The sequence below is a fragment of the Isoptericola sp. S6320L genome, assembly GCF_023015685.1.
Lineage (GTDB): Bacteria > Actinomycetota > Actinomycetes > Actinomycetales > Cellulomonadaceae > Isoptericola > Isoptericola halotolerans_A.
The window spans coordinates 214678-241221 of sequence record NZ_JALKAT010000002.1 but is presented as its reverse complement, the minus strand read 5'-3'; the positions used below and the strand labels follow the sequence as shown (position 1 = coordinate 241221).

Here is a 26544-nt window from a genome sequence, read left to right as displayed (position 1 = left end):
ACTTTGGAGAACCACTGATGTCCACCCTGGAGATCCGCGACCTGCACGTCAGCGTCGAGACCAAGGAAGGGCCGAAGCCGATCCTGCGCGGCGTCGACCTGACCATCAAGTCCGGTGAGACGCACGCCATCATGGGGCCGAACGGCTCCGGCAAGTCGACCCTCGCCTCGGCCCTGGCCGGGCACCCCAAGTACGAGGTCACCTCCGGCACCGTGACGCTCGACGGCGAGGACGTCCTCGCCATGAGCGTCGACGAGCGTGCCCGCGCCGGCCTCTTCCTCGCGATGCAGTACCCCGTCGAGGTCCCCGGCGTCTCCGTGGCGAACTTCCTGCGCACCGCCAAGACCGCCATCTCCGGCGAGGCCCCGGCCCTGCGCACGTGGGGCAAGGAGGTCAAGGGCGCGATGGAGAACCTGCGCATCGACAGCTCCTTCGCGGAGCGCTCGGTCAACGAGGGCTTCTCCGGCGGCGAGAAGAAGCGCCACGAGATCCTGCAGATGGAGCTCTTCAAGCCGCACTTCGCGATCCTCGACGAGACCGACTCCGGTCTCGACGTGGACGCGCTGCGCGTGGTCTCCGAGGGCGTGAACCGCGCCAAGGAGAACACCGACGTCGGCGTCCTGCTCATCACGCACTACACGCGCATCCTGCGCTACATCAAGCCCGACTTCGTCCACGTCTTCGTGGACGGCCGGATCGCCGAGGAGGGCGGCCCCGAGCTCGCCGAGCGGCTCGAGGACGAGGGCTACGACCGCTTCCTGACCGGCGCCACGGCGTCGGCCTGACGGAGCGCACCATGACCGCCGCCGACACCGTGCGCCCGGCCCCGGCCGAGGCGCTCACCGCGAGCGAGCTCGCCGCGGTGCGGGCCGACTTCCCGCTGCTCGGGCGCACGGTGCGGGGCGGCAAGCCGCTGGTCTACCTGGACTCGGCGGCGACCTCGCAGAAGCCGAACGTGGTGCTCGAGGCCGAGGTCGAGTTCTACGAGCAGCGCAACGCCGCCGTGCACCGCGGCGCGCACCAGCTCGCCGAGGAGGCGACCGAGGCGTTCGAGTCCGCGCGGGCCGCGGTCGCCTCGTTCGTCGGGGCGGACGACGGCGAGATCGTCTGGACGCCGGGTGCGACGGCGGCGATCAACCTCGTGGCCTACGCGTTCTCGAACGCCACGGCCGGGCGCGGGGGAGCGGCGGCCGAACGGTTCCGGCTGGAGCCGGGCGACGAGATCGTCGTGACCGAGGCCGAGCACCACGCGAACCTCGTGCCCTGGCAGGAGCTCTGCGCCCGCACCGGGGCCGTGCTGCGCTGGTTCGGCGTGGGCGACGACGGCCGTGTCGACCTCTCGGACGTCGACTCGGTGATCGGCGACCGCACGCGCATCGTGGCGTTCGGCCACGTGTCGAACGTGACGGGTGCCGTCGGTCCCGTCGCCGAGCTCGTCGCCGCCGCCCGCCGCGTGGGCGCGTACACCGTGCTCGACGCCTGCCAGTCGGTGCCGCACCTGCCCGTCGACCTGCCCGCCCTCGGCGTGGACTTCGCCGCCTTCAGCGCGCACAAGATGCTCGGGCCCACCGGCGTGGGCGCCCTCTACGCACGCCGCGAGCTGCTCGAGGCCATGCCACCCGTCACCACGGGCGGCTCCATGGTCGAGGTCGTCACGATGGAGGCCACCACCTACGCGCCCCCGCCGCAGCGGTTCGAGGCCGGTACGCAGATGGTCGCCCAGGCCGTGGGCATGGGCGTGGCCGCGCAGTGGCTCGACGAGCTCGGGATGGCCCGCGTCGCCCGGCACGAGCAGGAGCTGGCCGCGGAGCTGCTGCGCATCACCGAGATCCCCGGCGTGCGGGTGATCGGCCCGACCGACACGCGAGACCGCCTCGCCGTCGTCTCGTTCGTCGTCGACGGCGTGCACGCGCACGACGTGAGCCAGGTGCTCGACGACCGCGGCATCGCCGTCCGGGTCGGGCACCACTGCGCGCAACCGCTGCACCGCCGGTTCGGTGTGGCCGCCACGGCCCGGGCCTCGGCGTCGGTGTACTCCACTGTCGACGAGATCACGGCGTTCCGGGAAGCGCTGACGGGTGTGCGAGCGTTCTTCGGTGCAGAGTGAAGAAGGAGGGCGCATGAGCGGCTCGTTGGAGCAGATGTACCAGCAGGTCATCCTCGACCATGCGAAGCACCCGCACGGTCGCGGCCTCGTCGAGCCCGCCGCCGGGCACCTGGCGGGCGAGTCCCACCAGGTGAACCCGACGTGCGGCGACGAGGTCACCCTGCGGGTCGACGTCCGGACGGACGACGCCGGTCCGGCGGTGGTCTCGGGCGTGTCGTGGGAGGGTCAGGGATGCTCGATCTCCCAGGCCTCCGTCTCCGTCATGACGGAGCTCGTGACCGGCCGGGAGATCGCCGACGTGCGGCAGCTCGACGCGACCTTCCACGCGCTCATGGCCTCGCGTGGCAAGGGGCTGGACGACGACGCGGCGCTCGACGCCCTCGGTGACGGTGAGGCGTTCACCGGCGTCTCGCAGTACCCCGCCCGCATCAAGTGCGCGCTGCTCGGCTGGGCAGCGCTCAAGGACTCGTTGGCGCGCAGCGGCGCGCTGGCCGACCCCACCGGAGGAACCGATGACTGAGAACACGACCGAGACGGCCGCGCCGGCAGCGGCCGGCCCGACGCCGGGCGCGACGACCGCCGCTGACGTCGAGGAGGCCATGCGCGACGTCATCGACCCCGAGCTCGGGATCAACGTCGTCGACCTCGGCCTCGTCTACGGCGTCGAGGTGGACCAGAACAACCACGCCACGATCGACATGACCCTGACGTCGGCGGCGTGCCCGCTCACCGACGTCCTGGAGGACCAGTCGGCACAGGCCCTCGAGGGGCTCGTCTCCGGCCACCGGATCAACTGGGTCTGGATGCCGCCGTGGGGCCCGGAGAAGATCACTGACGACGGTCGCGAGCAGCTGCGGATGCTGGGCTTCAACGTCTGACTCGCAGCCCTGACGTGTGCCGGCACGTCGGGTGAAGGCCTTGGCCGCGTCCAGGGAGTGCGCCAGGCCGACCGGCCGGCCATCGCTACGGCCGCTCGGCGGCGAGCGCGGCGAGCTTGGTCACCGTATTCATGTTCCGGGTCGTCGCTCGGCCGGTCGCGCCGGGCAGGTGCAGCCTGCTCCGCCCCATGCCCTGCGGGTAGTGCACGTAGATCTCCTGGTCACCCAGGGCGATCTCCTCGTCGGAGACTCCTCGTGCACGCCCGGCCGTGTCGGCGTCGGGCGGCGCGTCGAGGAAAACCACGCCGACCCGGCTCGGCACCGCGGACGGGAACGGGTTCGCGTCACGGACGCGTGCCACCTCGGCCGGTGTCCGGAGCACGACGCCCACCGGCCTGCCCGCGTACTCGTCCAGGGCGGCCTCGAGGGCGTCGCGGGCTGCGTCGGCGTCGAGACCGGTGGAGAACAGCACGTTCCCGCTCGCGATGTAGGTGCGCACGTCGTCGAACCCGATCCGCTCGCACATCGCACGCAGGTCGCTCATCGGCAGCTTGCCGGTGCCGCCCACGTTGACGGCGCACAGCAGGGCCACGAACGGACGGTTCTCCGGTGAGTCGGTCACGGCACCACCGTAGGTGAAGCGGCCGGCCTCGATCAGTAGCCGAGCGGCGTCTCGACCGACTCCCAGTGCCACGGCTCCGGGAGACGGCCGTCCGGCTCCGCCCACGCCGGGTGGGTCCAGCCGTACTCCTCGGCGTGCTCCTTCATCCAGGCGTACCGCGCGCCGTCGAAGCTCTCGGGGCCCATGCTGAGGTCGACGGCGGTGCCCAGCCCGTGGTTCGAGCAGCCGGGGGGAGCGGCGAGGGGGTTCGGCTGGTCCGGGTTGTAGACCGCGAGCTGGTCGTCGTACGAGCGGTAGCCGGAGTTCACGGTGAGGTGCTCGCCGAACTCCGCCTGGTAGGCCTCGTCGAGCGCGACGAGGCCCTCGAGCAGGTCCGCCCGCACGGAGTGCTGCGGTGCCCACGGGATCGGCGCGAGACGCTTCGCGGTCAGCTTCCCTGCCTGCGGGAACCACACCTGGTCGGGTTCGGGGCAGACGGCGGCGTCCTGGGCCGACATCAGGTCGTGGGTGGCGAGGTCGACGTCGTCGCGGCGCGTGGTCAGATCGCCCGCCACGCCCTCCAGCTCGGCCAGCGGCAGCTCGGTGAGGTGGTCCGGTCCGGTGGTCGTGTGCGCGGCGGTCGCCGCGTCGAGGGCGTCGCGTAGCGCGGCCCTCGCGGACTCGTCGGCCGCCTGGCCGGCGTCGGCCAGCTCGTCGGTGGCCGTCAGGATGCGTTCGGCCTTGCGCTGCACGGGAGCGAACGTCTCCCGGACCTCGGCCGCCGCGGTCGTCGCGAACGTGCGGCGGGAGTCGTGCACCGCGGTCACGGCCCGTTCGAGCCGCTCACCGGCGTCGGTGGCGTCGCCCGGCCGCCGGTCGAGGACCGGCCTGCCCTCCAGGACGGTGCCGGCGTCGTCGATCGCGGTCGACAGGGCCGACCGGACGTCGTCGTCGGCGACCTTGTCGGCGGATCCGTCGAGCTCGGCCTGCGCGACCTCGACCCGAGCGGCCAGCTCGTCGGCCTCGATCGACAGGCTCCGCCCGACGCCGATCCCCGCGGCGGCGACCACGCCCAGCAGGGCGAGCGGGACGAGGAAGGCCGTGATGCGCCGGCCGGCCGGGCGGGCCCGCGCGGCACGCACGTGCCGCAACGCCTCGTCGACAGCCTCCGGACGTCCGCCGACGACGACGAGCAGAGCACCGCCCAGGAACGCTCCGAGCGCGTACCAGGCGAGGTCCGCCGCACCGAACGTCGTGCCCAGCACGAACCGTGCGGCGGGCAGACGCTCGAGCAGCGCTGCGGGCCACTCGGTGAGGTGCGACAGCTCGATCGCCGTGCAGAGAGCGAGTGCTGTCGCGGACGCCAGGCCACGGGGTGCGCGCGGGAAGACCAGGACCACGAGCCAGACGACGAGCATCGCGTAGAGGACGTCACCGAGCGGTCCGGCGACGTCGGCGGGCAACCACCGCCGTCCGCCCAGCCCCGCGAGCACGGTCACGACGACGAGCACCGCCGATGCTGCGCGGGGGACGCGGGCGTCGGGCGAGGTCACGGGTGAACCCTACCCATCACTCCGCGAGCCAGGCCTGCACCTGGGCCTCGTCGGGCATGCGGGCGTCCCCGATGACGTGCGGCACGACGCGTGAGTAGTAGTCGGTGACCGGGCCGTCTGACTCGCGCACCAAGCATCCGGCGGCGACCCCGCCGACGACCCACGACCCGAGGACCACGCGGTTGCCGTCGAAGTCGGGCAGGGGGACGTACTCCTGGTACACGAGCGGCTGGTCGCCGTAGTCGCCGTCGTTGACCTGTTCCAGGCCGGCGGCGTGCACGTGGACGTTGTCGCCCTCGCGGCCCCACAGCGGCTTGGCGACCCACTCGGACATCCCGCGTGGCTCGCCGAGGTAGGCGGGGAGCAGGTTCGGGTGCCCGGGGAACATCTCCCACAGCACGGGCAGGATCGCCTTGGTGGACAGCAACATCTTCCACGCCGGCTCCAGCCACTGCACGGGCCGGTCCTCGGCGCCCGCCAGGACGTGGGCCCCGAAGGGCTCGTGCACCATGTCCTCCCACGGGTACAGCTTGAACGCCGCTCGCACCGGCAGGTCGAAGTCGTCGACGAACCGGCCGCCCCGGGCGTCTGTCGTCCAGCCGAGCTGGTCGATGGGGTGCCCGAACGTCCGGGCACCCGCCAGGGCGGCCGTGTCGCGCAGGTAGGTGACGGTCATCTCCTCCTCGCCGGAGTCGTCGACCGTCGAGTGCAGGAAGTGCACGCCGTCGGGGTAGCGGCCGGCGGCCAGCTCCTCGGACCACCAGCGCACCAGACGGTCGTGCACGGAGTTCCACTGGTCGCGGTACGGGAAGACGTCCTCCAGCCAGTTCCACTGGGCGACGGCCGTCTCCACCAGGCCCGTGGGGGTGTCCCCGTTGATCTCGAGCATCTTGGCGGGCCCGGTGCCGTCATAGACGAGGTCGAAGCGCGCGTACACCGACGGGTCGTCGCGGTCGAGCGACGCCTGAGCGAGCGCCAGCGAACCGCTCGGCAGGCACAGGTCGGTGTCGCTGTAGCGGCGCACCATCTCGCCCGCGGCCTCGCGGCACATGCCGTAGAGCTCGTCGGTGGCCGCCTCGAGCTGCTCCACCTCCGACATCGAGAACTCGTACCAGGCGGCCTCGTGCCAGTACGGCACCTCGTCCGTCGTGCCGTCGGCACGTTCCACCGGCGTGACCGGGAAGACCAGCCCCTGGGACTCGACCGTCGAGCGCCAGCCGAGCCGCGGGGTGATGGGGTGGCGGCGCATCAGGCGATCGAGGCGACCACGACGAGCGCGACGGCGACGATGACGCCGGCGCTCACGCCGGCCAGCGGCACGACGGGGCCGGGGACGGTGACCTCCTCGCCCAGCGTGCCCGGTGTGACCGCATCGACCAGGCGCCAGGCGAGCGCCTGCAGGAGCACGCCGACGACGCTGAACGCCACCGTCCAGGCGAGCGCCACACCGAACGCCGAGTCCGCGTTGGTCCAGATGGCGGTGAAGACGATGAAGCCCTGGGCCACCATCCACGTGGCCGACACCAGGGCCGCCGAGTGGGAGCGGTGCAGGTGCTCGCCGAGCGAGCCCGGTGTGAGGAGGTCCAGCACCTTCCACGACGCGATGAGCACGAGGGTGCCGACGACGCAGTAGGCGGCACCGTAGGAGAGGGCGGAGAGGAGGTCGATCACGTCGAGCCTTTCGGGGGGTGGAGGGCCGATGGCCGGGTCAGGAGCTGGACTTGCCGCTGCCGCCGAAGCCGCCGCGCGTGACGGTGCCGCCGTCGGCGGACACCCCGCCCTTGGCCGTCGATCCGCGCAACGTCGAGGAGTCGAACGTGCCCGAGGTCGTCGCGTACGACGAGCCGACGGCCGGCGCGCGGGAGCCCGCCCGGACGTAGTACCAGTAGTGCCCGCCCCCGGTGCCGGTGGCTGAGCCGTGGTAGTCGTCGTCGTCCTCGTCGCAGAGATCGTCGTCGACGCGTTCCGTCGTCTCCGGGTCGACGCAGATCGCGCGGTTGTCCGCCTCGGGTGCGCAACCGGTGAGGGATGCGGCGACGAGCGCGGTCACTCCGAGGGTGACCGACGCGCTCCGCATACGGCGGCGGGCTGGGAACGTCACGGACGGGTCTCCTGGGGGGTCGGGTGCGGGGACTGGATCGGGGCGGTGCGTCGCGCACGCAGCAGCGGCGCACCGAGCGCGAGGGACAGGGCGACGACGCCCAGCGAGACGGCGCTGAGGTCGAACAGGGACACGACGAGGACACCGGCGAAGACGACGGCGGCGAGGCCCGGCACGACCAGACGCCACAGCGGGCGGGCCCGCACGCCGTCGGCGTAGGGGTAGCGCAGGGCGGCCACCGCCGTGACGAGGTAGTACCCGGAGACCAGCACCGCCGTGGCTGCCACGGAGTCCCACAGCACGGCTTCCGAGGTGCACACGAGCAGCACGTACAGGCCGACCGACGCGACCGTGAAGACCCACGTCGCGGTCGAGGGCGTGCCGTGCCGCGAGATCCCCGCCAGCCGGGACGAGCCGACCCCGTCCCGTCCCATCGCGAGCAGCGTACGAGTGGTGGGCAGGACCGTCGTCTGCGCCGACGCCAGTCCGGAGACCAGCACCGCCGCGACGAGCACCGTGCCGCCCGTGGTGCCCATCAGGTCCCCGGCGAGCACCGCGAAGAAGTCGTCGTCGGCGACGTCGGCCAGCCGGTCGGTGCCGGCCCAGGTGATCGCTGCCCAGGTGACCACGACGTAGAGCACCACGAGGACGCCGTTGGCCGCGAGGGCCGCGACCCCGGGTGTCTCGCGAGGGTCGTCGGACTCCTCGTTCGTCGAGAACGACGAGTCCCAGCCCCAGTAGAGGAACACGGCGGCGAGGAAGGCGGCGCTCCAGCCGTCGACGCCGCCGGTCCCGGTGGCCTGGAGCGTCGGCCAGGTGATCCGTTCGGCCTCGGCCAGCGCACGAGCAGCGAACCACAGCAGCGCGACGACCTCGATGACCACCAGCACCGCCTGGAGCCGGGCGGCGAGCTGGACGCCGCGGTAGGCGAGCCACGCCATCACCACGATGCCCACGGAGCCGACCGCCGCCCGGGCCAGCGGGGAGTCGGCCAGGGTCTCCGCGCCGAGCAGCTCGAAGGCGTAGACGGCGGTGACCAGGGCGAGGTTCGCCATGACCAGCAGGCAGGCGGTGATGGTGAGCCAGCCGGAGAGCGCGCCGGTCCGCGGGCCGAGCGCACGCTGCGCCCAGGAGTAGGCGGTGCCGCAGTCCGGCTGCGCGCGGTTGAGCTCACGGAAGCAGAGCGCGACGAGCACGACGGGCACCGCGGAGAGCAGCAGCGCGGTGGGCGACGCCGTGCCGACCGCCGCGGCCAGCACCCCGACGGTGACGGCCAGCGAGTACGCCGGCGCGGTCGAGGCGATCCCGAACACCGACGAGTCGAGACGCGAGACGACCCCGGCACGCAGACCCGGCGCAGGCGGAGCGTCCGGAGCGTTCACCGGTCGGTCTCGAGCGTCGGGCGGTGGTACTCCTCGACCGACTGCGGCACGGGGACGTCCAGCTTCTCGCACACGCGGACCAGCATGTCCCGCACGTCGTCGACGTCGTCCTTGAGCTCCTCCTGCTCCTCGTGGGAGAAGAGGTGCGGATCCTGCACGAGCCGGGCGGCGAGCCGTGCGGTCGCGACGGCCACCAGCGCCACGCTGGAGACCATCAGCCACATGGCGGTCACCCGCCCTGCCGTCGTCGCGGGGGAGAGGTCGCCGTACCCGGCGGTGGTGGCGGTGGTGACCGCCCAGTACAGCCCCTCGAAGTAGGCGACGCCCTCCAGGACGGCGAACACCCCGGCGCACACGGCGACGTTGGCGACGATGGCCGTCACGACCCGCCGGCCGGCGTCGCACAGCCACGACACGACACCGGTTACGTGCTGGATCACTGCCGGCTCTCCTTCGTCCTCGGCGTTCTCACCAGCCCGAACGTCGGTACCGGCGATGCGGGCCGCAGCCTAGGGGTAACCGGCGCCGGTCGTCCAACGCCTCTCACGGTGCGGGAGGACCCGGTCTCTCGGTGTGACCTGCGCCGCGGCCGTGCGCGGCTCCGCACCGTAGACTGGCCGCGGACCCCCGAACCTGCTTTCTGAAGGACACCTCTGCCTTGATCACCGCCCACGGCGTCGAGCTGCGCTTCGGCGCCCGCGTCCTGCTGCACGAGGCCACGTTCCGCGTGGCCCCGGGCGACCGCATCGGCCTGGTCGGCCGCAACGGCGCCGGCAAGACCACGCTCACCAAGACCCTCGCGGGCGAGACCTTGCCGGCCGGGGGCACGATCACGCGCGGCAACGAGATCGGCTACCTGCCGCAGGACCCGCGCACCGGGGACCTCGACGTCGTCGCGATGGACCGGGTCCTCAGTGCGCGCGGCCTCGACCAGATCGTGGCCAAGATGCGGCTGGCGGAGAAGGAGATGGCCAGCGAGGACGCCGACGTCCAGGCGGCGGCGATGGAGCGCTACCCGAAGCTGGAGACGCGGTTCCTCGCGGCCGGCGGCTACTCCGCCGAGTCGGAGGCGCACCGCATCACCAGCAACCTGGCGCTCGACGACCGCATCCTCGGCCAGCCCCTGCACACGCTGTCCGGTGGCCAGCGCCGTCGCGTCGAGCTGGCACGGATCCTGTTCTCGGGGGTCGACACTCTGCTGCTGGACGAGCCCACCAACCACCTGGACGCGGACTCGATCGTCTGGCTGCGCGACTACCTCAAGTCGTACTCCGGCGGGTTCATCGTGATCTCCCACGACGTCGAGCTGCTGCGCGCGACGGTGAACAAGGTCTTCCACCTGGATGCCAACCGTGGGGAGCTGGACCAGTACAACCTCGGCTGGGACGCCTACATCGGTCAGCGCGAGCAGGACGAGCGCCGTCGCCGTCGCGAGCGTGCCAACGCCGAGAAGAAGGCCGGCACGCTGCTGGCGCAGGCCAACAAGATGCGGGCCAAGGCGACCAAGGCGACCGCCGCGCAGAACATGATCAAGCGCGCCGAACGGATGCTCGCCGGCACCGAGGGCGAGCGGCAGACGGACAAGGTGGCCGCGCTGCGGTTCCCGAAGCCGGCACCCTGCGGGAAGACCCCGCTCACCGCTCGCGAGCTGTCGAAGAGCTACGGCTCCCTGGAGGTGTTCGCGGGCGTCGACCTGGCGATCGACCGGGGCTCGCGTGTGGTGATCCTCGGCCTCAACGGCGCCGGCAAGACGACGATGCTGCGGCTCCTGGCCGGCGTCGAGACCCCGGACACCGGCGAGGTCCTGCCGGGCCACGGGCTCAAGATGGGTTACTACGCCCAGGAGCACGACATGCTGGACATGAACGCCACCGTCGTCGAGAACCTGCGGCACAGTGCACCGGACCTCACCGACACCCAGGTGCGGACCACCCTCGGATCGTTCCTCTTCAGCGGGGACGACGCCGACAAGCCGGCGCACGTGCTGTCCGGCGGGGAGAAGACACGGCTCGCCCTGGCCACGCTCGTCGTCTCCAGCGCGAACGTCCTGCTCCTGGACGAGCCGACCAACAACCTCGACCCGGCCTCGCGCGCCGAGATCCTGGGTGCGCTGAACACCTACGAGGGCGCCGTCATCATGGTCACCCACGACGACGGCGCCGTCGACGCGCTCAACCCGGAGCGGGTGCTGCTGCTGCCCGACGGCGACGAGGACCTGTGGTCGGACGACTACGCGGAGCTCGTGTCGCTCGCCTGAGGCGCCCGTGCGGAGCCGCGGTGGCGTCAGCCCCGGTGGCCCGGGCGCGCCGCGTCGACGAGCGCGTCCTCGTGCTCCTCGTCCACCCGGCGTGGCCGGCGGCGCTCGCGGCGCGGCCGCGAGGATCCCTCGGGTTCCTCGGCGGCGATGAGCTCGCCGGCGGTGACGGTGGCAGCGCGCGTCTCACGCCGCCACAGCAGCACGAAGCCGCCGACCGCACCGAGGGCGAAGATCGCCCACTGGAACGTGTAGCTGAGGTGGGAGCCGGGGTCGGTGTCCGGCCGGGGCGCCGGGACCAGGGCTTGGTCGGCGGCCGGGTCCTCGCTGCGCATCTGCCCGTACGCGCCGACGGTCCCGCCGTCGGCCGTGCTCGCGCCCTGCGTGGCGGCCAGCACCTGCTCGGTGTTGATCCGCGACACCGTCCCGCCCTCGGCGCCACGGTCGGCGGCGGGCTCGTCGGCGCGGAGCGTGACCGTCACGGCGACCTGGCCGGCCGGGGGGTCGGGGACGGAGGCGGCCTCGCTGGCGTCGGCGCCGAGCGGGACGAACCCGCGGTCGACGACGATCACCACGGGCTCGCCGCCGAGCTCGGTGCGCAGCGGCACCAGCAGGTGGAAGCCGGGGGTGCCGTTGACCGGACGGTTGCGCAGGAGCACCGTGTCCTCGGGAACGTACTCGCCGACGACGACGGCGGGCCGCCACACGTCGTCGGCCGCGAGCGTCGACCCGGGACCGGCGACGAGCTCCTCCAGCGGCACGGGCTGCGCGGCGTAGTTCGCGTCGACGAGGTCGATCTGCTCCTGGCGGTCGGTGTACCGGTGCCACTGCCAGAACGCCGCGAGCACGCACAGGGCGGCGAGCAGCACCGCGGCGAGACCGAGCGTGACCCACTGCCGACGGGTCCGCTTCACACGTGCTCCAGCTCGCCGACGGGCACGGTCTGCTTCCAGAAAGACCGCGCGCCGAGGAACTGCTCGAGGTGCTCGCGGTGGTCGTCGCAGGCGAGCCACACCTTGCGGCGTTCGGGCGTGTGGAGCCTCGGGTTGTTCCACAGCAGGCCCCAGCGGGCCTCGGCGCGACAGCCCTTGGCGGAGCACACGAGCTCGTCGGCGGCCACGGGGTCGGCGCCCAGTCCGAGCACGTCCATCAGTCGTCCTTCCGGTCGGCTGTCCCGGTCGACGGCGGGTCGTCGGTGTGCTCCACCACGCGCACGCCCGGGTCCTCCAGGGGAACGGTGGTCGCCTCGATCTGGCGAGGCTGTGCAGGCGGGGTGGCCGGTACGCCGGAGGACTCCCGCGTGGAGCGGTCGCGACCGGCGTTGGCGAGCAGCACCGCAGAGTATGGCAGCACGACGGCGCCGGCGAAGCAGACCCACATCAGCCAGCCTTCCACGAGGAGAGCGGCAGCCAGGATCAGGACGATCCGCAGTCCCATCTGGAGCAGGTACTGGCGCAGGCGCCGACTCTGGTCCTCGGCGAGACTCGCCGGGACGCCCGTGATCGAGGGGACCTCGTGAGGCCGGGGCGTGCTCACCCGTCCAGTCTACGGCCGCTCACACGCTGCTCGGTCTTTGGAGGAATCCGACAATCCCGTCCGACGACGTGTGCCTCGGCGTCAGCGCGGGACAGGTCCGGCACCGGGGTACGGTCGCACAGGCGCACCGCCGTGCACCCGGGCCGCAGGTCCGTCGTCGAGAGGAGCATCCCGTGGCAGAGCAGGCAGCATCCGGCCGTGTGGTCGTCGTGACCGGGGCCGCGCGCGGCATCGGTCGCTCGATCGCCGAGCGATTCGTCGCCGCCGGGGACACGGTCGCGACGATCTACCGGGGCGGCGACCTGCCGGAGGGCGTCCACGGATTCGTGGCGGACGTCACGGACAGCGCGGCGGTCGACGCCGCGTTCGGCGAGATCGAGGCGCAGCTCGGCACGCCCACGGTGCTGGTCGCCAACGCGGGCGTGACCCGCGACCAGCTGCTGATGCGGATGAGCGACGAGGAGTTCGAACAGGTCGTCGACGTGAACCTCACGGGGACGTTCCGCTGCGTGCGGCGCGCCTCCAAGCCGATGATCCGGGCCCGGTCGGGACGGATCGTGCTGATCGGGTCGGTCGTCGGGCTCTACGGCGGTCCCGGTCAGGTCAACTACTCCGCGACGAAGGCCGCGCTCGTGGGCATGGCCCGGTCGATCACCCGCGAGCTCGGTGGTCGCGGGATCACGGCCAACGTGGTCGCCCCCGGTTTCGTGGAGACCGACATGACCGCCGCGCTGCCCGAGGACACCCAGAAGAAGTACCGGGACTCGATCCCCGCCGGTCGGTTCGCGACACCGGACGAGGTCGCCGGCGTGGTGGAGTTCCTCGCGTCGGACGCCGCGGGCTACGTCTCCGGTGCTGTGGTGCCGGTCGACGGCGGCCTCGGCATGGGTCACTGAACTGTCCCTCGGGCGCATCGCCCGATACGCTCCCACCAGAACTTTACTGAAAGGTCACCATGGCTCTGCTCGACGGCAAGAAGCTGCTCATCACGGGCGTCCTGACGGACAGCTCGATCGCTTTCCACGCGGCGCGGCTCGCCCAGGAGGAGGGCGCGGAGATCGTCCTGACGTCGTTCGGTCGGCAGATGAAGCTGACCCAGGCGTTCGCCAAGCGGCTTCCCGTGACCGCGCCGGTCGTCCAGCTCGACGTGACCAGCTCCGAGGACCTGGACTCGCTCGCCGACCAGGTGCGGGAGCACACCGACCGGCTCGACGGCGTCGTGCACTCGATCGGCTTCGCGCCGCAGAGCGTGATGGGGGGCAACTTCCTCTCGGCGGGATGGGACGACGTCGCCACCGCGGTGCAGGTCTCGACCTTCTCGTACAAGTCGCTCATCACGGCGGCCCAGCCGCTGATGACCGACGGTGGTGCCTACGTCGGGCTCACCTTCGACGCCGGGTTCGCCTGGCCCGTCTACGACTGGATGGGCGTCGCGAAGGCCGGGCTCGAGTCCGCCAACCGGTACCTCGCCCGCGACCTGGGCCCGTCGGGCATCCGGGCCAACCTGGTCTCCGCGGGGCCGATCCGCACGACAGCCGCCAAGTCCATTCCCGGCTTCGAGGCCATGGAGGACGCGTGGCCGCGCCGCGCGCCCCTCGGCTGGGACCAGACGACGGCGGAGCCGGCGGCCCGCGCGGTCGTCGCGTTGCTGTCCGACTGGTTCCCTGCGACCACGGGCGAGATCGTGCACGTGGACGGCGGCGTCCACGCGATGGGTCAGTGAGCGAGGTCCTGTGAAGCAGCCGAAGCACGCGGTCGACGTCCCGGATAAGGGACGTCGGCTCGTGCTGCTTCGGCACGCCAAGGCCGAGCCCGGCAAGGGCGCCGTGCTCGACGCGGATCGCGCGCTCGCGCTGAACGGCCGCAAGCAGGCGGGCCGGGTCGGGATGGCCCTGACGGCGGCCGGTCTGGTTCCCGACCTCACGATCGTGTCCTCCGCGCTGCGCACCCGCCAGACCTGGGAGCTCGCCCGTGCCCACCTGGGCAACCATGGCGAGCGCAACCACCTCGCCGCCGAGGTGCGCGACGAGCTCTACGCGGCCAGCATCGCCGACGTGCTCGCGCTGGTCAGGGACGTGGACCCGGAGGTCAGGACGCTGCTGGTCATCGGGCACGAGCCCACGATGGCGGCCACCGCCGCCTACCTCGCCGACAAGTCGTCGGACGACGCCGCACTGGCCCAGGTCCGTGTCGGGGTGCCGACGGCGACCTACTCGGTGCTGCACGCCACCAAGCAGCCGTGGTCGGAGTGGGGCAAGCGGTCGGCCACGCTGCTGCGGGTCGGCCGCCCGAGCTAGGCCCGGGCTGCCGAGGCGGCGGCGTCGACCTCGTCGATCACGCGCAGCACCTCGTCGAGCCTCGGCCCGTCGAGCCGGTAGGGCGCCTGCTCGCGCACGAGCGGCTTCGCGGCGAACGCGATGCCGATCCCGGCGGCGCGGATCATATCGAGGTCGTTGGCGCCGTCGCCCACCGCGACGGTGTCGACCATGTCCAGGTCCAGCTCGGCCGCCCACTCGCGCAGGGTGGCCTCCTTGTCGGCACGGTCCACGACCGGGCCCACGGTCCGGCCGGTGAGGACGCCGTCGGCCACCTCCAGGCGGTTCGCCCGCCAGCGGGTGATCCCGAGCGATGCCGCGAGCGGGGCGAGGATCTCGGCGAACCCGCCCGAGACGAGGCCGATCTCCCACCCGCGGCGCTGGACCTCGGCCGTGAGCTCGGCGGCGCCGGGCATCAGGACCACCGCCTCGCGCACCGCGTCGAGCGCGGACACCGGCACACCGGCGAAGGTGGCGACGCGCTCGCGCAGCGAGGCGGCGAAGTCGAGCTCGCCCCGCATGGCGCGCTCGGTCACGGCGGCCACCTCGTGCCGGGTGCCGGCGTGCTCGGCGATGAGCTCGATGACCTCCTGCGTGACGAAGGTCGAGTCGACGTCGGTCACGACGAGTCGGCGACGACGCGGCGGGCCGGACGGGCGGGGACGGGGCGCGGCGGGGGCGCTCTCAGGCAACGTGGGAACCCTTCGGGACGACGGTGATCCCCGAGTCGGTGACGGTGAAGCCCCGGGCCCGGTCCTCCTCGTGGTCGACGCCGATCCGGGCCCGTTCGTCCACCACCACGAACTTGTCGAGGATGGCGCGGTGCACCTGGGCGTGCCGGTGCACCTGGACGCCGTCCATCACCACGGAGTCGGTGACCGTCGCCCAGGAGTGCAGGTGCACGCCCGGGGACAGGATGGACCCTGCGACGGTCGCGCCGGAGACGAGGACACCTGGTGAGACGATCGAGTCTGCCGCGTGCCCGAGACGCCCCGGGCCGGCGTGGACGAACTTCGCCGGCGGCAGGCCGGTGTAGCCGGTGTACAGCGGCCAGTCCTCGTTGTACAGGTTGAAGACCGGCTGTACCGCGATCAGGTCCTTGTTGGCGTCGAAGTACGCGTCGATCGTCCCGACGTCACGCCAGTACGCCCGGTCCCGGTCGGTGGAACCGGGGACCTCGTTGCGGATGAAGTCGTACACGCCGGCGGTGCCCTCCTCGACGAAGGCCGGGACGATGTCGCCGCCCATGTCGTGCCGGGAGTCGGGATCGGCGGCGTCCTTCGTGACCGCCTCGACGAGGGCGTCGGCGTCGAAGACGTAGTTGCCCATGGAGGCCAGCACCTCCTGCGGGGAGTCGGGCAGCCCGACGGGTGCCACCGGCTTCTCGAGGAAGTCGCGGATGCGCGTCGGGTCCTCCGGCTCGACGTCGATGACGCCGAACTGGTCCGCCAGCGCGATCGGCTGGCGGATCGCGGCGACGGTGGCGCGGGCGCCCGACTCGACGTGCGCGTCGACCATCTGCGAGAAGTCCATCCGGTAGACGTGGTCGGCACCGACCACGACGACGATGTCGGGCCGCTCGTCGTCGATGATGTTCAGGCACTGGTAGATCGCGTCCGCCGAGCCGAGGTACCAGTGCTTGCCGACGCGCTGCTGCGCCGGCACGGACGAGACGTAGTTGCCCAGCAGCGGGGACATGCGCCACGTCTTGGAGATGTGCCGGTCCAGCGAGTGCGACTTGTACTGCGTCAGCACGATGACCTGCAGGTAGCGCGAGTTGATGATGTTCGACAGGGCGAAGTCGACCAGTCGGTAGATGCCGCCGAACGGGACGGCGGGTTTGGCGCGCTGGGCAGTGAGCGGCATGAGTCGCTTGCCCTCTCCGCCGGCGAGGACGATGGCCAGGACCCGGGGATGTGACGACGCCATGCCCCGACCCTAGGACCTCGGGGCGGCGCATGCCGCACGACGCGGCCGGGAGCGCTACGTTGAGGTGCGTGAGCACCCCGCTGAGGATCGACCTGCTGACCCGTGAGTTCCCGCCGCACGTCTACGGCGGCGCCGGCGTGCACGTCGCCGAGCTCTCCGCCGTCCTGCGTCCCCACGCGGACGTCCGCGTGCGCTGCTTCGACGGCCCCCGCGCCGACGCCGAGCACGTGACCGGCTACGACGAGCCCGCCACCCTGGCGGGGGCGAACGCGACGCTCCGCACGCTCGGCGTGGACCTGGCGATGGCCGACGACGTCGCCGGCGCCGACGTGGTGCACTCGCACACCTGGTACGCGAACATGGCCGGGCACCTCGGCAGCCTGCTGCACGGGGTCCCGCACGTGGTCACGGCGCACTCGCTCGAGCCGTTGCGTCCCTGGAAGGCCGAGCAGCTCGGCGGCGGCTACGCCGTGTCGAGCTGGGCCGAGCGCACGGCCTACCTCGGGGCGGCCGGGATCGTCGCGGTCTCCGCCGGCATGCGCGACGACATCCTGCGCTGCTACCCCGAGCTCGACCCGGACCGGGTGCACGTCGTCCACAACGGCATCGACCTGGACGGCTGGGTGCGGCCGTCCGACGACGTCGTGGCGCGCGTCGCGGGGCAGCACGGCATCGACGTGGGGCGCCCGGCCGTGGTGTTCGTCGGGCGCATCACCCGGCAGAAGGGGCTGCCGGACTTCCTGCGCGCCGCGGCCCGGCTCCCGCGCGAGGTCCAGGTGGTCCTCTGCGCCGGCGCCCCGGACACGCCGGAGATCATGGCGGAGGTCCGGGCGCTGGTGGACGACCTGCGCGCCGCGCGCGGCGGGGGAGCGGGGGCCGGCGTGGTGTGGATCGAGGAGATGCTGCCGCGCCAGGACCTGTGCGCCGTCCTCGCCGCCTCGACCGTCTTCGCGTGCCCCTCGGTCTACGAGCCGCTCGGCATCGTCAACCTCGAGGCCATGGCCGTGGGCCTGCCCGTGGTGGCCACCGCGACGGGCGGCATCCCCGAGGTGGTCGACGACGGCGTCACCGGCGTGCTCGTGCCGATCGAGCAGGCGGACGACGGCACCGGGACGCCGCTGGACCCCGAGCGCTGGGTGAGCGAGCTGGCCGCGGCCCTGACCGCCGTCGTCGGCGACCCGGCCCGCGCCGCCGCGATGGGTGCCGCGGGCCGCCGCCGCGCCGAGGAACACTTCGCGTGGACGTCGATCGCCGAACGCACGATGGACGTGTACCGGTCGGTGCTGGAGGTCGAGACGGTGGCGCGGGGCCGCTGACCCCCGTGCTGCGGTGCCCTGAACCGTCAGGGCACCGCTGCGTAGGTGGCGGCGCTCAGCGCTCGCCGCGCCGTGCGCTCGACCTCGCGCAGGGCGGTCGAGCGCTGGTCGGCCTGCCAGACGTTGACCGCCGCGCCGTCGTCGTCGGTCGCCAGGTCCACGATGGCCAGCAGGCGCGTGGCGAGCTGCATGACCCGTGCCCGGCGCCCGTCGAGGTCGGGCACGGGCCAGCTCGCGGTGCTCGAGCTCCGGACCCGCTCGATCGCGTCCGCGGCGTCGTCGCGCCACCGGGCGACGTCGAGCGAGTCGAGCGCCTCGGTCGCGACGACGAGGCTGCTGCGCAGCTCGCGTTCGGCGTCGGCGAGCGACCCGAGCGTCCCCGCCAGGAGCGTGGACCACGGCGGGACCTCCACGACCTCCCACGTCACCAGGTGACCCGGCTCGAGCGCCGAGCCGAACGGGGTGACCCGGGGCACCGCCGCCCACGAACCGGCGGAAGTCGTCACGAGCAGGCACTCGCCGGACTCGGTGGCGGCGGCCGTGGCCGCCGCCGGGACCCCTGACGGGTCCCCCGGCGCGGGCAGGACGGCGCAGACCTCCCGCGGTCCGTCGGAGAAGGTGGCGACGAGCTCCTTCAGGGTCACCTGCTCGGCCTCGGCGCCGGGCAGGCCGAGGACGACGTGCGGCTCGTCGTCCTCGGTCACCGACCGCACCGCCAGTCCGTGCGACGCGCCGAGCGCCTGGAGCCACAGCGCCAGCACGACGCTGCGGGGCAGGGTGGTGGTCTCGCTCACGCCTCGCACGATAGACGCCTGACGTGCCCCGGCGCCCGTCGCGACGCTTCGTGGACCGTCCCGGCGGCCCCGCCGTGGGTGGGCCGGGAGCGTTCCTCGCTCCGGTAGGGTCGGGCCTCATGAGCGCGGTACTCGACCTGCAGGGCGTCACCGTCCGACGCGGCACCTCCACGATCGTCGACTCCGTCGACTGGACCGTCTCCGAGGGGGAGCGCTGGATCGTCCTCGGCCCCAACGGGGCCGGCAAGACGACGCTGCTGCAGATCCTCGCGGCGCGTTCGCACCCGACGGCGGGCACCGTCGACCTGCTGGGTGAGCGGCTGGGACGCGTCGACGTCTTCGAGCTCCGCCCCCGGATCGGGTTCTCCTCCGCGGCGCTCGCCGACAAGATCCCGCACCACGAATCGGTGCGTGACGTCGTGGTGACCGCCGCGTACGGCGTGACCGGACGCTGGCGTGAGGAGTACGAGGAGCTGGACACCGAGCAGGCGCTGGCGCTGCTCGGCGCGTTCGACGTCGCGGACCTCGCGGACCGGCGCTACGGCACGCTCAGCGAGGGCGAGCGCAAGCGTGTGCAGATCGCCCGCGCGCTCATGACCGACCCGGAGGTGCTGCTCCTCGACGAGCCGGCCGCCGGTCTCGACGTCGCGGGACGCGAGGAGCTCGTCGGTGCGCTGGCCGAGCTCGCGGGCGACGAGGCCTCGCCGGTGCTGGTCGTGGTCACCCACCACGTCGAGGAGATCCCGCCCGGCTTCACGCACCTGCTGCTCCTGGGCGACGGCAAGGTCGAGGCGGCCGGGCCGCTGGAGGAGGTCCTGACGTCGGAGAACCTCTCACGCGCCTTCGGGATGGACCTGCTGGTCGCCCACGGGGGCGGTCGTTGGCTGGCCCGGGCGGCGCGACCCGCCGGACGCTGAAGCGCTGCACATCCCGGCGATAATTTGGTAAATTCAGAGCAAAGCAGACGCTGCGGTCGGAGGTAGCCATGGACGGCTGGGTGTGGTGGATCGGCGGGGCCCTCGTCCTCGCCGTCGTGGAGATGCTCTCGCTCGACCTCGTCTTCATCATGCTCGCCGGTGGTGCGGTCGCCGGCGGGATCACCGCCGCGGCGGGCGGCCCCTTCTGGCTCCAGGTCATCGTCGCCTGCGTCGTGGCGGTCCTGCTGATCGTCACCCTGCGCCCGTGGCTGCTGCAGAACCTGCGCCGCCGGACGGTCCTGGTCGAGACGAACGCCGCCGCCCAGGTGGGCCGGACGGCCGTGGTCATCTCCGAGGTCACCGAGCTCGGCGGTCGCGTCAAGCTCTCCGGCGAGGTGTGGTCGGCTCGGCTGGTCGACGACGGTCTGCCGAACAGCACCGGTCGTGTCCCGGAGGGCGTCGAGGTCCGGGTCGTGAAGATCGACGGCGCGACGGCGGTGGTCGCACCGGCCGGGGCGACGAGCCAGAACGCCGACGGAACCGTCTGACGACGGCGTCCCCAACGGAAAGAGAACTCGTGGAACCAGGAACAATCGTCCTCACCATCTTGCTGGTCATCGTCGTCATCTTCGTGGTGGTGGCGCTGTTCAAGATGGTGCAGATCGTCCCGCAGGCGACGGCGCTGATCATCGAGCGCCTGGGCCGGTACGAGAAGACCTTCGAGCCGGGCCTGCACTGGCTGATCCCCTTCATCGACAAGGTGCGTGCCGGCGTCGACCTGCGCGAGCAGGTCGTGTCGTTCCCGCCCCAGCCGGTGATCACCTCGGACAACCTCGTGGTCAGCATCGACACGGTCATCTACTTCCAGGTGACCGAGCCCAAGTCCGCGGTCTACGAGATCGCCAACTACATCAGCGGTATCGAGCAGCTCACGGTGACCACGCTGCGTAACGTCGTCGGCTCCATGGACCTCGAGCAGACGCTGACCAGCCGTGACCAGATCAACGGTCAGCTCCGCGGCGTGCTGGACGAGGCGACCGGCCGGTGGGGCGTGCGCGTCAACCGCGTCGAGCTGAAGTCCATCGACCCGCCGGCCTCCGTCCAGGGTGCGATGGAGCAGCAGATGCGTGCCGAGCGTGACCGTCGTGCCACCATCCTCACCGCCGAGGGTGTCAAGCAGTCGGCGATCCTCACGGCCGAGGGTGAGAAGCAGTCGCAGATCCTCAAGGCCGAGGGTGACGCCCAGGCGGCGATCCTCACGGCCGAGGGTGAGGCGCGGGCCATCCTGCAGGTGTTCGGTGCCATCCACGAGGGCAACCCGGACCCCAAGCTGCTCGCCTACCAGTACCTGCAGATGCTGCCGGAGATCGCCAACGGCTCGTCCTCCAAGCTGTGGGTCGTCCCGACGGAGTTCACGGCGGCGCTCGGCTCGATCGCCAAGGGCTTCGGCGGCACGCCCGGCACGCCCGGCATCCCCGCGGAGCCGTCGGACGACGACGACAGCGGCAGCGGCGTGAGCGCCGCCGTGCGCGCTGCGCTGGGTCGGTCCGGGCTGCAGGACCCGGGCGAGGCGCTCGCCGAGGCCCGCCGCCAGGCCCAGGCCGCCACCGCCGACGCCACGAGCTCGGGCACTCGTTCCGGTGCGCCGTTCGAGCGTGGTGTCGAGCGCGGCCAGCGCCCGGCAGGGGAGCAGCCGCCGGCTCCGCCCGCCCCGACGCAGCCGCGCACGCTCGGCACGGACGACGAGGGCAAGCCGCCTCCGCCGCAGCAGTGACCTGAGTCGTCGTCCGGCACCGCCGGAGACGTCGGCCGTCGCAGCCCCGTCGCCCTCGCGGGCGGCGGGGCTGCGTCGTGCTGCACGCTGCCGGGACCACTTGCGGAGTGAGTGCTCACTCATTTATGCTCCGGTGGTGACACAGGACGCCCCGGCCGGCCGCGCCGCCCGGATGGACCCCGCCGATCGCCGTGCGGCGATCATCGACGCCGTGCTCCCGATCGTCGCCGAGCGCGGCGTCGACGTCACCTCGCGCGAGCTGGCCACGGCCGCGTGCGTCGCCGAGGGGACGATCTTCCGCGCGTTCGGGGACAAGTCCTCGCTGCTCGGCGCCGTGGCGGTGGAGGGGCTGCACCGTGCCTCAGGGCCCGAGGAGACCCGCGCCGAGCTCGCCGGCATCGACCCGGACCGTCCGCTCGCGTCGCGGCTGGCCGAGGTCATCGAGCTCGGCCGGCGGCGGATGGGCGAGGTCGTGCGCTGGATGGGGGTGCTGCGGGTGCTGCACCACCGCGCAGGGTCCCGGGACGTCGTCGCCGACGAGCGCGTCCGGGACTTCCGCGCGCAGCTCGCCGAGCAGCGCGCCGAGCAACGTGCCGCCACCCTCGAAGGACTCACCGCGGTCCTGGCGCCCGACGCCCACTGCCTGCGCGTCCCGGTCGAGGTGGCGGTCGCGCTCGTCGAGGCGAGCATCGCCGGGACGCACGCCCGGGTCGACCACCTGATGCCCGCACCGTCGGCCGAGGTCATCGCCGACGCGCTCGTCCACGGCATCGTCACCTCGCCCGAGAGCTCGGAGGCCTGATGCTCGTCACGCTCGTGCGCCGCTACCTCCGCCCGTACCGGGCCGCCGTGGCGCTGCTGCTCCTGCTCCAGCTCGTCGCGACGCTGGGCTCGCTGTACCTGCCCGCCCTCAACGCCGACATCGTCGACCAGGGCGTGACCTTGGGCGACACCGGCTACATCATGCGGGTCGGTGGCTGGATGCTCGCCGTCAGCCTCGCCCAGGTGGTCTGCGCGATCGGAGCCGTCTACCTGGGTGCCCGGGCCGCCACCGCGTTCGGCCGGGACCTGCGTCGGGACCTCTTCGACTCCGTCCAGGACTTCTCCGCGCGGGAGCTGGGCGAGTTCGGTGCGCCGTCGCTCATCACCCGCACCACCAACGACGTCCAGCAGGTCATGATGGTCGTGCTCATGACCTTCACGGTCATGGTGATGGCGCCGATCATGATGGTGGGCGGCGTCGTGATGGCTCTGCGGGAGGACCCGACGCTCTCGCGGCTGCTGCTCGTGGTCGTCCCGCTCCTCGGCGTCGTCGTCGGCCTGATCATGTGGCGGATGGTCCCGTACTTCCGGGGGATGCAGGCGCGGATCGACGTCATCAACGCGGTGCTGCGCGAGCAGATCACCGGGATGCGGGTGGTCCGGGCGTTCGTCCGCGAGGAGCGCGAGACGCAGCGCTTCGGTGCGGCGAACGCCCGCCTCTACGACGTCTCCCTCGGCGCCGGCAAGCTGATGGCCCTCGCCTTCCCGACGGTCATGCTCATCATGAGCCTCTCGCAGGTGGCCGTGCTCTGGTTCGGAGCGGGCGAGGTCTCGGCGGGCGAGCTGCAGGTGGGCTCGCTGATGGCCTTCCTGTCCTACATCATGTTCATCCTCATGGCCGTGATGATGTCCACGATGATGGTCATGATGATCCCGCGGGCCGCGGTCGCCGCGGGACGTATCGGCGACGTGCTCGGCACCCGGACGTCCGTGGCCGAGCCCGCCCGGCCGGTCGCGTTGACCTCGCTCGCCGACGGCGAAGGCCCGCGGGGACGGGTGGACTTCGAGGCGGTGGAGTACGGCTATCCCGGTGCTGACGAGCCGGTGCTCCGCGACCTTACGTTCACCGCGGCCCCGGGTCGGACGACGGCGATCATCGGCTCGACCGGAGCGGGCAAGACGACGCTCCTCCATCTCGTGCCACGGCTCTTCGACGTGACCGGCGGTCGGGTGAGCATCGACGGCACGGACGTCCGGGACCTGTCGCTGCGCGATCTCGGGTCGTTGATGGGGCTGGTGCCGCAGAAGGCGTTCCTGTTCTCCGGCACGGTGGCGGACAACCTGCGCTACGGCAAGGCCGACGCCACCGAGGCCGAGATGTGGGAGGCGCTCGAGGTCGCGCAGGCGCGGGACTTCGTCGAGGCGCTGCCCGAGGGCCTCCACGCGCCGGTCTCCCAGGGCGGGACGACGTTCTCGGGGGGTCAGCGCCAGCGCCTCGCCATCGCCCGGGCCGTGATCCGCCGTCCGCGGATCTACCTCTTCGACGACTCGTTCTCCGCGCTGGACTACGCGACCGACGCGCGTCTGCGGGCGGCGTTGCGGCCGCAGACCGCCGACGCCGCGGTGATCGTCGTGGCGCAACGGGTCGCGACGATCCGCGAGGCCGATCAGATCCTCGTCCTGGACCACGGGCGGATCGTCGGGCGCGGCACCCACGCCGAGCTGCTCGAGTCCAACGAGACGTACGCCGAGATCGTCACGTCGCAGATGTCCCTGGAGGAGGCCGCATGAGCGGCCCGCACGGGCCCCGCGTCGGTGTGCCGACGGCCAAGCCCCTGGACTTCAGAGGATCGCTGGGACGGTTCGCGGGCACGATGCGTCCGGAGCGGGCCCGGGTCGTCCTGCTGACGCTGTGCGGCGTGGTCTCCGTCGCGCTGACCGTGACCGGTCCGAAGATCCTGGGCGACGCGACGGACGTCATCTTCGAAGGGTTCGTCGGTCAGCTCCTCGGGCGCACGATGCCGGCGGGCACCACGGCCGAGGAGGCGGTCGCCCGGCTGCGCGCCGCGGGCGACGACGCGCAGGCCGACATGGTCGCCTCGATGGGCGACGTCGTCCCCGGCCAGGGCGTCGATGTCGACCGGCTCGCGCAGATCCTCGCCGTCGTCGTGCTGATCTACCTGGGCGCGTTCGTGTTCGGCTGGCTGCAGGCCCGGCTGATGACCGTCGCGGTGCAGAACACGGTGCGGCGGCTGCGCGACGACGTCGAGGCCAAGCTGCACCGCATCCCGCTCAGCCACGTCGACAAGCAGGCTCGGGGCGACATCCTGTCTCGTGTCACGAACGACATCGACAACGTGGCGCAGACGACCACGCAGACCCTCGCCCAGCTCGTCACCTCCGTCCTGACCGTCGTCGGCGTCCTGGCGATGATGTTCTGGATCTCGTGGGTGCTGGCTCTGGTGGCGCTGGTGACCGTGCCGCTGTCCGTGGTGCTGACCATGGCGATCGCCAAGCGGTCCCAGCCGCAGTTCGTCGAGCAGTGGGCGGCCACCGGTCGGCTCAACGCCCACGTCGAGGAGATGTTCACCGGCCACGCCCTGGTCAAGGTGTACGGCCGGCAGGAGGAGGCCGCGCAGACGTTCGCCCGCGAGAACGAGGCGGTCTACGACGCGACCCGTCGTGCACAGTTCATCTCGGGCACCATCCAGCCGTCGATGGGATTCCTGGCCAACCTCAACTACGTGCTCGTCGCCGTCATCGGCGGGCTGCGCGTGGCGTCCGGGCAGCTGTCCATCGGTGACGTGCAGGCCTTCATCCAGTACTCGCGGCAGTTCACCCAGCCGCTGACGCAGGTCGCCTCGATGATGAACCTGCTGCAGTCCGGCGTCGCCTCCGCCGAGCGGGTCTACACGCTGCTCGACGCACCGGAGCAGGACCCGGACCCCGTGCCGGCCCGAGACCTCGAGCACGTGCGGGGCCGGGTCGAGTTCTCGGGGGTCTCGTTCTCCTACGACCCCGACGAGCCGCTCATCGAGGACCTGGACCTCGTCACCGAGCCGGGGCAGACGGTCGCGATCGTGGGCCCGACCGGGGCGGGCAAGACCACGCTGGTGAACCTGCTCATGCGGTTCTACGAGATCGACGCCGGTCGCATCACGCTCGACGGCGTCGACATCCGGGAGCTGACCCGCCACGGCCTGCGCTCGCGGATCGGCATGGTGCTGCAGGACACGTGGCTGTTCCGGGGCACGATCGAGGAGAACCTGCGCTACGGCGTCCCGGACGACGCCGACGTCTCGGCGGAGGCCTTCCTCGAGGCGACCCGGGCCACCTCGGTGGACCCGTTCGTGCGGACGCTGCCGGACGGGTACGACACGGTGCTGGACGACGAGGGCACCGCGCTGTCGGCGGGGGAGAAGCAGCTGTTGACCATCGCCCGGGCGTTCCTCGCCGACCCGGAGATCCTCGTGCTCGACGAGGCGACGAGCTCGGTCGACACGCGGACCGAGGTGCTCGTGCAGCAGGCGATGAACGCGCTGCGGTCCGGGCGCACCGCCTTCGTGATCGCCCATCGGTTGTCGACCATCCGCGACGCCGATGTCATCGTGGTCATGGAGCACGGCCGGATCGTCGAGCAGGGTGGCCACGACGAGCTCCTCGCGGCCGGTGGCGCCTATGCCCGGCTCTATGCGAGCCAGTTCGCGGCGCCGGCCGTCGAGGAGTCCGAGGTGGTCGAGGACGTCACGACGGCAGCACCATGAGCCGGGCGGGGGGAGATCCCTCCCGCTGCCAGTCGAACCGGGCCTCGCCGACGATCCGCCACCCCTTGCGCAGGTAGACGGCGTGAGCCACGCCGTCGCGGTCGTCGACGTCGAGCACCGGGGTGCGGCCGGTGTCACGGATCCACGCGGCGGCGGTGTCGAGGAGGAGTCCGCCGACGCCACGGCCCTGGGCGTGCGGGTGCACGAAGAGCACGGAGACGCAGGACAGCTCGGCCACGGGCCGGCCTGCACCCGCCGACCACAGGGCACCGTGCTCGTCGTCGCCCACCGTCGTGGCGCTGACGTGCCCGACGGCCCGGCCGCCGTCGTCGGCGACCCAGGCACGCTCCTCGCCCGGTCGCACGATGAACTCCTCGGCGGGGAACGGCAGCGGCCACCGGTGCGGATACCCCGAGAGGGGCTGCTGCGCACCGAGAGCGTCGACGAGCCGGGGAAGGTCGGCGGCCGTCCGGTCGCGGGTCGTGACGTCGTGTCGCAGCACGTCGAAGATCCTAGGCCCGCTCGCCATAGGTGCGCCGGGCAACGTCGGCGTGCCAGGGT

General features: G+C 72.3%; 29 protein-coding genes. 15 read left to right on the top strand and 14 right to left on the bottom strand.

Annotated features, from left to right (window positions below; all coding sequences use genetic code 11):
• Positions 1 to 17: 17 nt before the first annotated feature.
• The 4 genes from sufC to MWU57_RS02630 are packed head-to-tail and all read left to right on the top strand — an operon-like array spanning position 18 to position 2985.
• On the top strand, positions 18 to 785 hold the full coding sequence (gene sufC / locus MWU57_RS02645; protein ID WP_106269809.1) for a Fe-S cluster assembly ATPase SufC: 768 nt from the start codon (positions 18 to 20) through the stop codon (positions 783 to 785).
• A gap of 11 nt (positions 786 to 796) precedes the next feature.
• Positions 797 to 2107 carry a cysteine desulfurase gene (locus MWU57_RS02640; protein ID WP_246907101.1) on the top strand — a complete coding sequence of 437 codons (1311 nt, stop codon included), beginning with the start codon at positions 797 to 799 and terminating at the stop codon, positions 2105 to 2107.
• 13 nt (positions 2108 to 2120) lie between these two features.
• Positions 2121 to 2627 carry a Fe-S cluster assembly sulfur transfer protein SufU gene (gene sufU / locus MWU57_RS02635; protein ID WP_246907100.1) on the top strand — a complete coding sequence of 169 codons (507 nt, stop codon included), beginning with the start codon at positions 2121 to 2123 and terminating at the stop codon, positions 2625 to 2627.
• A complete protein-coding gene (locus MWU57_RS02630; protein ID WP_106269806.1) occupies positions 2620 to 2985 on the top strand; it encodes a metal-sulfur cluster assembly factor in 366 nt (121 codons plus the stop codon). The genes sufU and MWU57_RS02630 overlap by 8 nt, the downstream gene beginning before the upstream one ends.
• Positions 2986 to 3070: 85 nt before the next feature.
• Here the strand turns inward: MWU57_RS02630 and MWU57_RS02625 are convergent, their stop codons facing one another.
• The 7 genes from MWU57_RS02625 to MWU57_RS02595 are packed head-to-tail and all read right to left on the bottom strand — an operon-like array spanning position 3071 to position 9062.
• Complete coding sequence (locus tag MWU57_RS02625) at positions 3071 to 3607, bottom strand: DUF1697 domain-containing protein (protein WP_246907099.1); 537 nt, start codon at positions 3605 to 3607, stop codon at positions 3071 to 3073.
• A gap of 32 nt (positions 3608 to 3639) precedes the next feature.
• Positions 3640 to 5139 (bottom strand): DUF2809 domain-containing protein, encoded by a 1500-nt coding sequence (locus MWU57_RS02620; protein ID WP_246907098.1) that lies wholly within the window; start codon positions 5137 to 5139, stop codon positions 3640 to 3642.
• Between the two features lie 16 nt (positions 5140 to 5155).
• Complete coding sequence (locus MWU57_RS02615; RefSeq protein ID WP_106269803.1) at positions 5156 to 6388, bottom strand: glutathionylspermidine synthase family protein; 1233 nt, start codon at positions 6386 to 6388, stop codon at positions 5156 to 5158.
• On the bottom strand, positions 6388 to 6810 hold the full coding sequence (locus tag MWU57_RS18305; protein ID WP_106269802.1) for a DUF350 domain-containing protein: 423 nt from the start codon (positions 6808 to 6810) through the stop codon (positions 6388 to 6390). The genes MWU57_RS02615 and MWU57_RS18305 overlap by 1 nt, the downstream gene beginning before the upstream one ends.
• Before the next feature lie 37 nt (positions 6811 to 6847).
• Positions 6848 to 7240, bottom strand: a complete 393-nt coding sequence (locus MWU57_RS02605) for a tRNA-dihydrouridine synthase (RefSeq protein WP_243401163.1) — start codon at positions 7238 to 7240, stop codon at positions 6848 to 6850.
• Complete coding sequence (locus MWU57_RS02600) at positions 7237 to 8622, bottom strand: APC family permease (RefSeq protein WP_207767767.1); 1386 nt, start codon at positions 8620 to 8622, stop codon at positions 7237 to 7239. The genes MWU57_RS02605 and MWU57_RS02600 overlap by 4 nt, the downstream gene beginning before the upstream one ends.
• Positions 8619 to 9062: a potassium channel family protein gene (locus MWU57_RS02595; RefSeq protein WP_246907097.1), complete on the bottom strand. Its 444-nt coding sequence runs from the start codon at positions 9060 to 9062 to the stop codon at positions 8619 to 8621. The genes MWU57_RS02600 and MWU57_RS02595 overlap by 4 nt, the downstream gene beginning before the upstream one ends.
• A gap of 218 nt (positions 9063 to 9280) precedes the next feature.
• Between MWU57_RS02595 and MWU57_RS02590 the strand changes: the two genes are divergently transcribed.
• Positions 9281 to 10879, top strand: coding sequence for an ABC-F family ATP-binding cassette domain-containing protein (locus MWU57_RS02590; protein ID WP_106269799.1), 1599 nt, complete (start codon positions 9281 to 9283; stop codon positions 10877 to 10879).
• Positions 10880 to 10905: 26 nt separating this feature from the next.
• Here MWU57_RS02590 and MWU57_RS02585 read toward each other — a convergent pair whose 3' ends face one another.
• The 3 genes from MWU57_RS02585 to MWU57_RS02575 are packed head-to-tail and all read right to left on the bottom strand — an operon-like array spanning position 10906 to position 12412.
• Entirely contained in the window at positions 10906 to 11790 is an 885-nt protein-coding gene (locus MWU57_RS02585) for an SURF1 family protein (RefSeq protein ID WP_243401162.1), read from the bottom strand.
• The gene (locus MWU57_RS02580; protein ID WP_106269798.1) at positions 11787 to 12026 is read right to left on the bottom strand and encodes a hypothetical protein; all 240 of its coding nucleotides are present in this window, start codon (positions 12024 to 12026) and stop codon (positions 11787 to 11789) included. Before MWU57_RS02580 ends, MWU57_RS02585 begins: the two co-directional genes overlap by 4 nt.
• Positions 12026 to 12412: a DUF3099 domain-containing protein gene (locus MWU57_RS02575; protein ID WP_106269797.1), complete on the bottom strand. Its 387-nt coding sequence runs from the start codon at positions 12410 to 12412 to the stop codon at positions 12026 to 12028. The genes MWU57_RS02580 and MWU57_RS02575 overlap by 1 nt, the downstream gene beginning before the upstream one ends.
• Positions 12413 to 12585: 173 nt before the next feature.
• Between MWU57_RS02575 and fabG the strand changes: the two genes are divergently transcribed.
• From fabG to MWU57_RS02560, 3 genes are all read left to right on the top strand, one after another.
• Positions 12586 to 13308, top strand: coding sequence for a 3-oxoacyl-ACP reductase FabG (fabG, locus tag MWU57_RS02570; protein ID WP_246907096.1), 723 nt, complete (start codon positions 12586 to 12588; stop codon positions 13306 to 13308).
• A gap of 59 nt (positions 13309 to 13367) precedes the next feature.
• On the top strand, positions 13368 to 14135 hold the full coding sequence (fabI, locus tag MWU57_RS02565) for an enoyl-ACP reductase FabI (RefSeq protein ID WP_106269795.1): 768 nt from the start codon (positions 13368 to 13370) through the stop codon (positions 14133 to 14135).
• A 61-nt stretch (positions 14136 to 14196) separates the two neighbouring features.
• Positions 14197 to 14709, top strand: a complete 513-nt coding sequence (locus tag MWU57_RS02560) for a histidine phosphatase family protein (protein WP_246907095.1) — start codon at positions 14197 to 14199, stop codon at positions 14707 to 14709.
• On the opposite strand, the gene serB is transcribed toward MWU57_RS02560, so the two are convergent.
• Together serB and glgC are read right to left on the bottom strand one after the other, a co-directional pair.
• Positions 14706 to 15419 carry a phosphoserine phosphatase SerB gene (gene serB, locus MWU57_RS02555; protein ID WP_281495148.1) on the bottom strand — a complete coding sequence of 238 codons (714 nt, stop codon included), beginning with the start codon at positions 15417 to 15419 and terminating at the stop codon, positions 14706 to 14708. The genes MWU57_RS02560 and serB overlap by 4 nt on opposite strands.
• Positions 15412 to 16656: a glucose-1-phosphate adenylyltransferase gene (gene glgC / locus MWU57_RS02550; RefSeq protein ID WP_106269792.1), complete on the bottom strand. Its 1245-nt coding sequence runs from the start codon at positions 16654 to 16656 to the stop codon at positions 15412 to 15414. The genes serB and glgC overlap by 8 nt, the downstream gene beginning before the upstream one ends.
• Positions 16657 to 16736: 80 nt before the next feature.
• Here glgC and glgA point away from each other — a divergent pair, with 80 nt between their 5' ends.
• Positions 16737 to 17972, top strand: coding sequence for a glycogen synthase (gene glgA, locus MWU57_RS02545; protein ID WP_246907131.1), 1236 nt, complete (start codon positions 16737 to 16739; stop codon positions 17970 to 17972).
• Positions 17973 to 17998: 26 nt separating this feature from the next.
• On the opposite strand, the gene MWU57_RS02540 is transcribed toward glgA, so the two are convergent.
• Complete coding sequence (locus MWU57_RS02540) at positions 17999 to 18766, bottom strand: hypothetical protein (RefSeq protein WP_246907093.1); 768 nt, start codon at positions 18764 to 18766, stop codon at positions 17999 to 18001.
• A 119-nt stretch (positions 18767 to 18885) separates the two neighbouring features.
• On the opposite strand from MWU57_RS02540, the gene MWU57_RS02535 reads away from it, so the two are divergent.
• The 6 genes from MWU57_RS02535 to MWU57_RS02510 all read left to right on the top strand — a co-directional run bounded on the left by MWU57_RS02535 (position 18886) and on the right by MWU57_RS02510 (position 25983).
• Positions 18886 to 19683, top strand: coding sequence for an ABC transporter ATP-binding protein (locus MWU57_RS02535; RefSeq protein WP_246907092.1), 798 nt, complete (start codon positions 18886 to 18888; stop codon positions 19681 to 19683).
• Positions 19684 to 19751: 68 nt separating this feature from the next.
• Positions 19752 to 20231 (top strand): NfeD family protein, encoded by a 480-nt coding sequence (locus tag MWU57_RS02530; protein WP_106269693.1) that lies wholly within the window; start codon positions 19752 to 19754, stop codon positions 20229 to 20231.
• Positions 20232 to 20260: 29 nt separating this feature from the next.
• Complete coding sequence (locus MWU57_RS02525; protein ID WP_246907090.1) at positions 20261 to 21457, top strand: SPFH domain-containing protein; 1197 nt, start codon at positions 20261 to 20263, stop codon at positions 21455 to 21457.
• A 136-nt stretch (positions 21458 to 21593) separates the two neighbouring features.
• Complete coding sequence (locus tag MWU57_RS02520; protein ID WP_243401156.1) at positions 21594 to 22259, top strand: TetR/AcrR family transcriptional regulator; 666 nt, start codon at positions 21594 to 21596, stop codon at positions 22257 to 22259.
• Positions 22259 to 24010: an ABC transporter ATP-binding protein gene (locus tag MWU57_RS02515; RefSeq protein ID WP_246907088.1), complete on the top strand. Its 1752-nt coding sequence runs from the start codon at positions 22259 to 22261 to the stop codon at positions 24008 to 24010. The genes MWU57_RS02520 and MWU57_RS02515 overlap by 1 nt, the downstream gene beginning before the upstream one ends.
• Positions 24007 to 25983: an ABC transporter ATP-binding protein gene (locus MWU57_RS02510; protein WP_246907086.1), complete on the top strand. Its 1977-nt coding sequence runs from the start codon at positions 24007 to 24009 to the stop codon at positions 25981 to 25983. The genes MWU57_RS02515 and MWU57_RS02510 overlap by 4 nt, the downstream gene beginning before the upstream one ends.
• On the opposite strand, the gene MWU57_RS02505 is transcribed toward MWU57_RS02510, so the two are convergent.
• The gene (locus MWU57_RS02505; RefSeq protein WP_246907085.1) at positions 25964 to 26485 is read right to left on the bottom strand and encodes a GNAT family N-acetyltransferase; all 522 of its coding nucleotides are present in this window, start codon (positions 26483 to 26485) and stop codon (positions 25964 to 25966) included. The two genes, MWU57_RS02510 and MWU57_RS02505, sit on opposite strands and share 20 nt — an antisense overlap.
• Positions 26486 to 26544 lie beyond the last annotated feature (59 nt).

Bases quoted from the DNA above. Each gene is read 5' to 3' on its own strand.
- sufC (WP_106269809.1), top strand. From the start codon at position 18: ATGTCCACCCTGGAGATCCGCGACCTGCACGTCAGCGTCGAGACCAAG.
- MWU57_RS02640 (WP_246907101.1), top strand. From the start codon at position 797: ATGACCGCCGCCGACACCGTGCGCCCGGCCCCGGCCGAGGCGCTCACC.
- sufU (WP_246907100.1), top strand. From the start codon at position 2,121: ATGAGCGGCTCGTTGGAGCAGATGTACCAGCAGGTCATCCTCGACCAT.
- MWU57_RS02630 (WP_106269806.1), top strand. From the start codon at position 2,620: ATGACTGAGAACACGACCGAGACGGCCGCGCCGGCAGCGGCCGGCCCG.
- MWU57_RS02615 (WP_106269803.1), bottom strand. From the start codon at position 6,388: ATGCGCCGCCACCCCATCACCCCGCGGCTCGGCTGGCGCTCGACGGTC.
- MWU57_RS02580 (WP_106269798.1), bottom strand. From the start codon at position 12,026: ATGGACGTGCTCGGACTGGGCGCCGACCCCGTGGCCGCCGACGAGCTC.
- fabI (WP_106269795.1), top strand. From the start codon at position 13,368: ATGGCTCTGCTCGACGGCAAGAAGCTGCTCATCACGGGCGTCCTGACG.
- glgC (WP_106269792.1), bottom strand. From the start codon at position 16,656: ATGGCGTCGTCACATCCCCGGGTCCTGGCCATCGTCCTCGCCGGCGGA.
- MWU57_RS02535 (WP_246907092.1), top strand. From the start codon at position 18,886: ATGAGCGCGGTACTCGACCTGCAGGGCGTCACCGTCCGACGCGGCACC.
- MWU57_RS02530 (WP_106269693.1), top strand. From the start codon at position 19,752: ATGGACGGCTGGGTGTGGTGGATCGGCGGGGCCCTCGTCCTCGCCGTC.
- MWU57_RS02515 (WP_246907088.1), top strand. From the start codon at position 22,259: ATGCTCGTCACGCTCGTGCGCCGCTACCTCCGCCCGTACCGGGCCGCC.
- MWU57_RS02510 (WP_246907086.1), top strand. From the start codon at position 24,007: ATGAGCGGCCCGCACGGGCCCCGCGTCGGTGTGCCGACGGCCAAGCCC.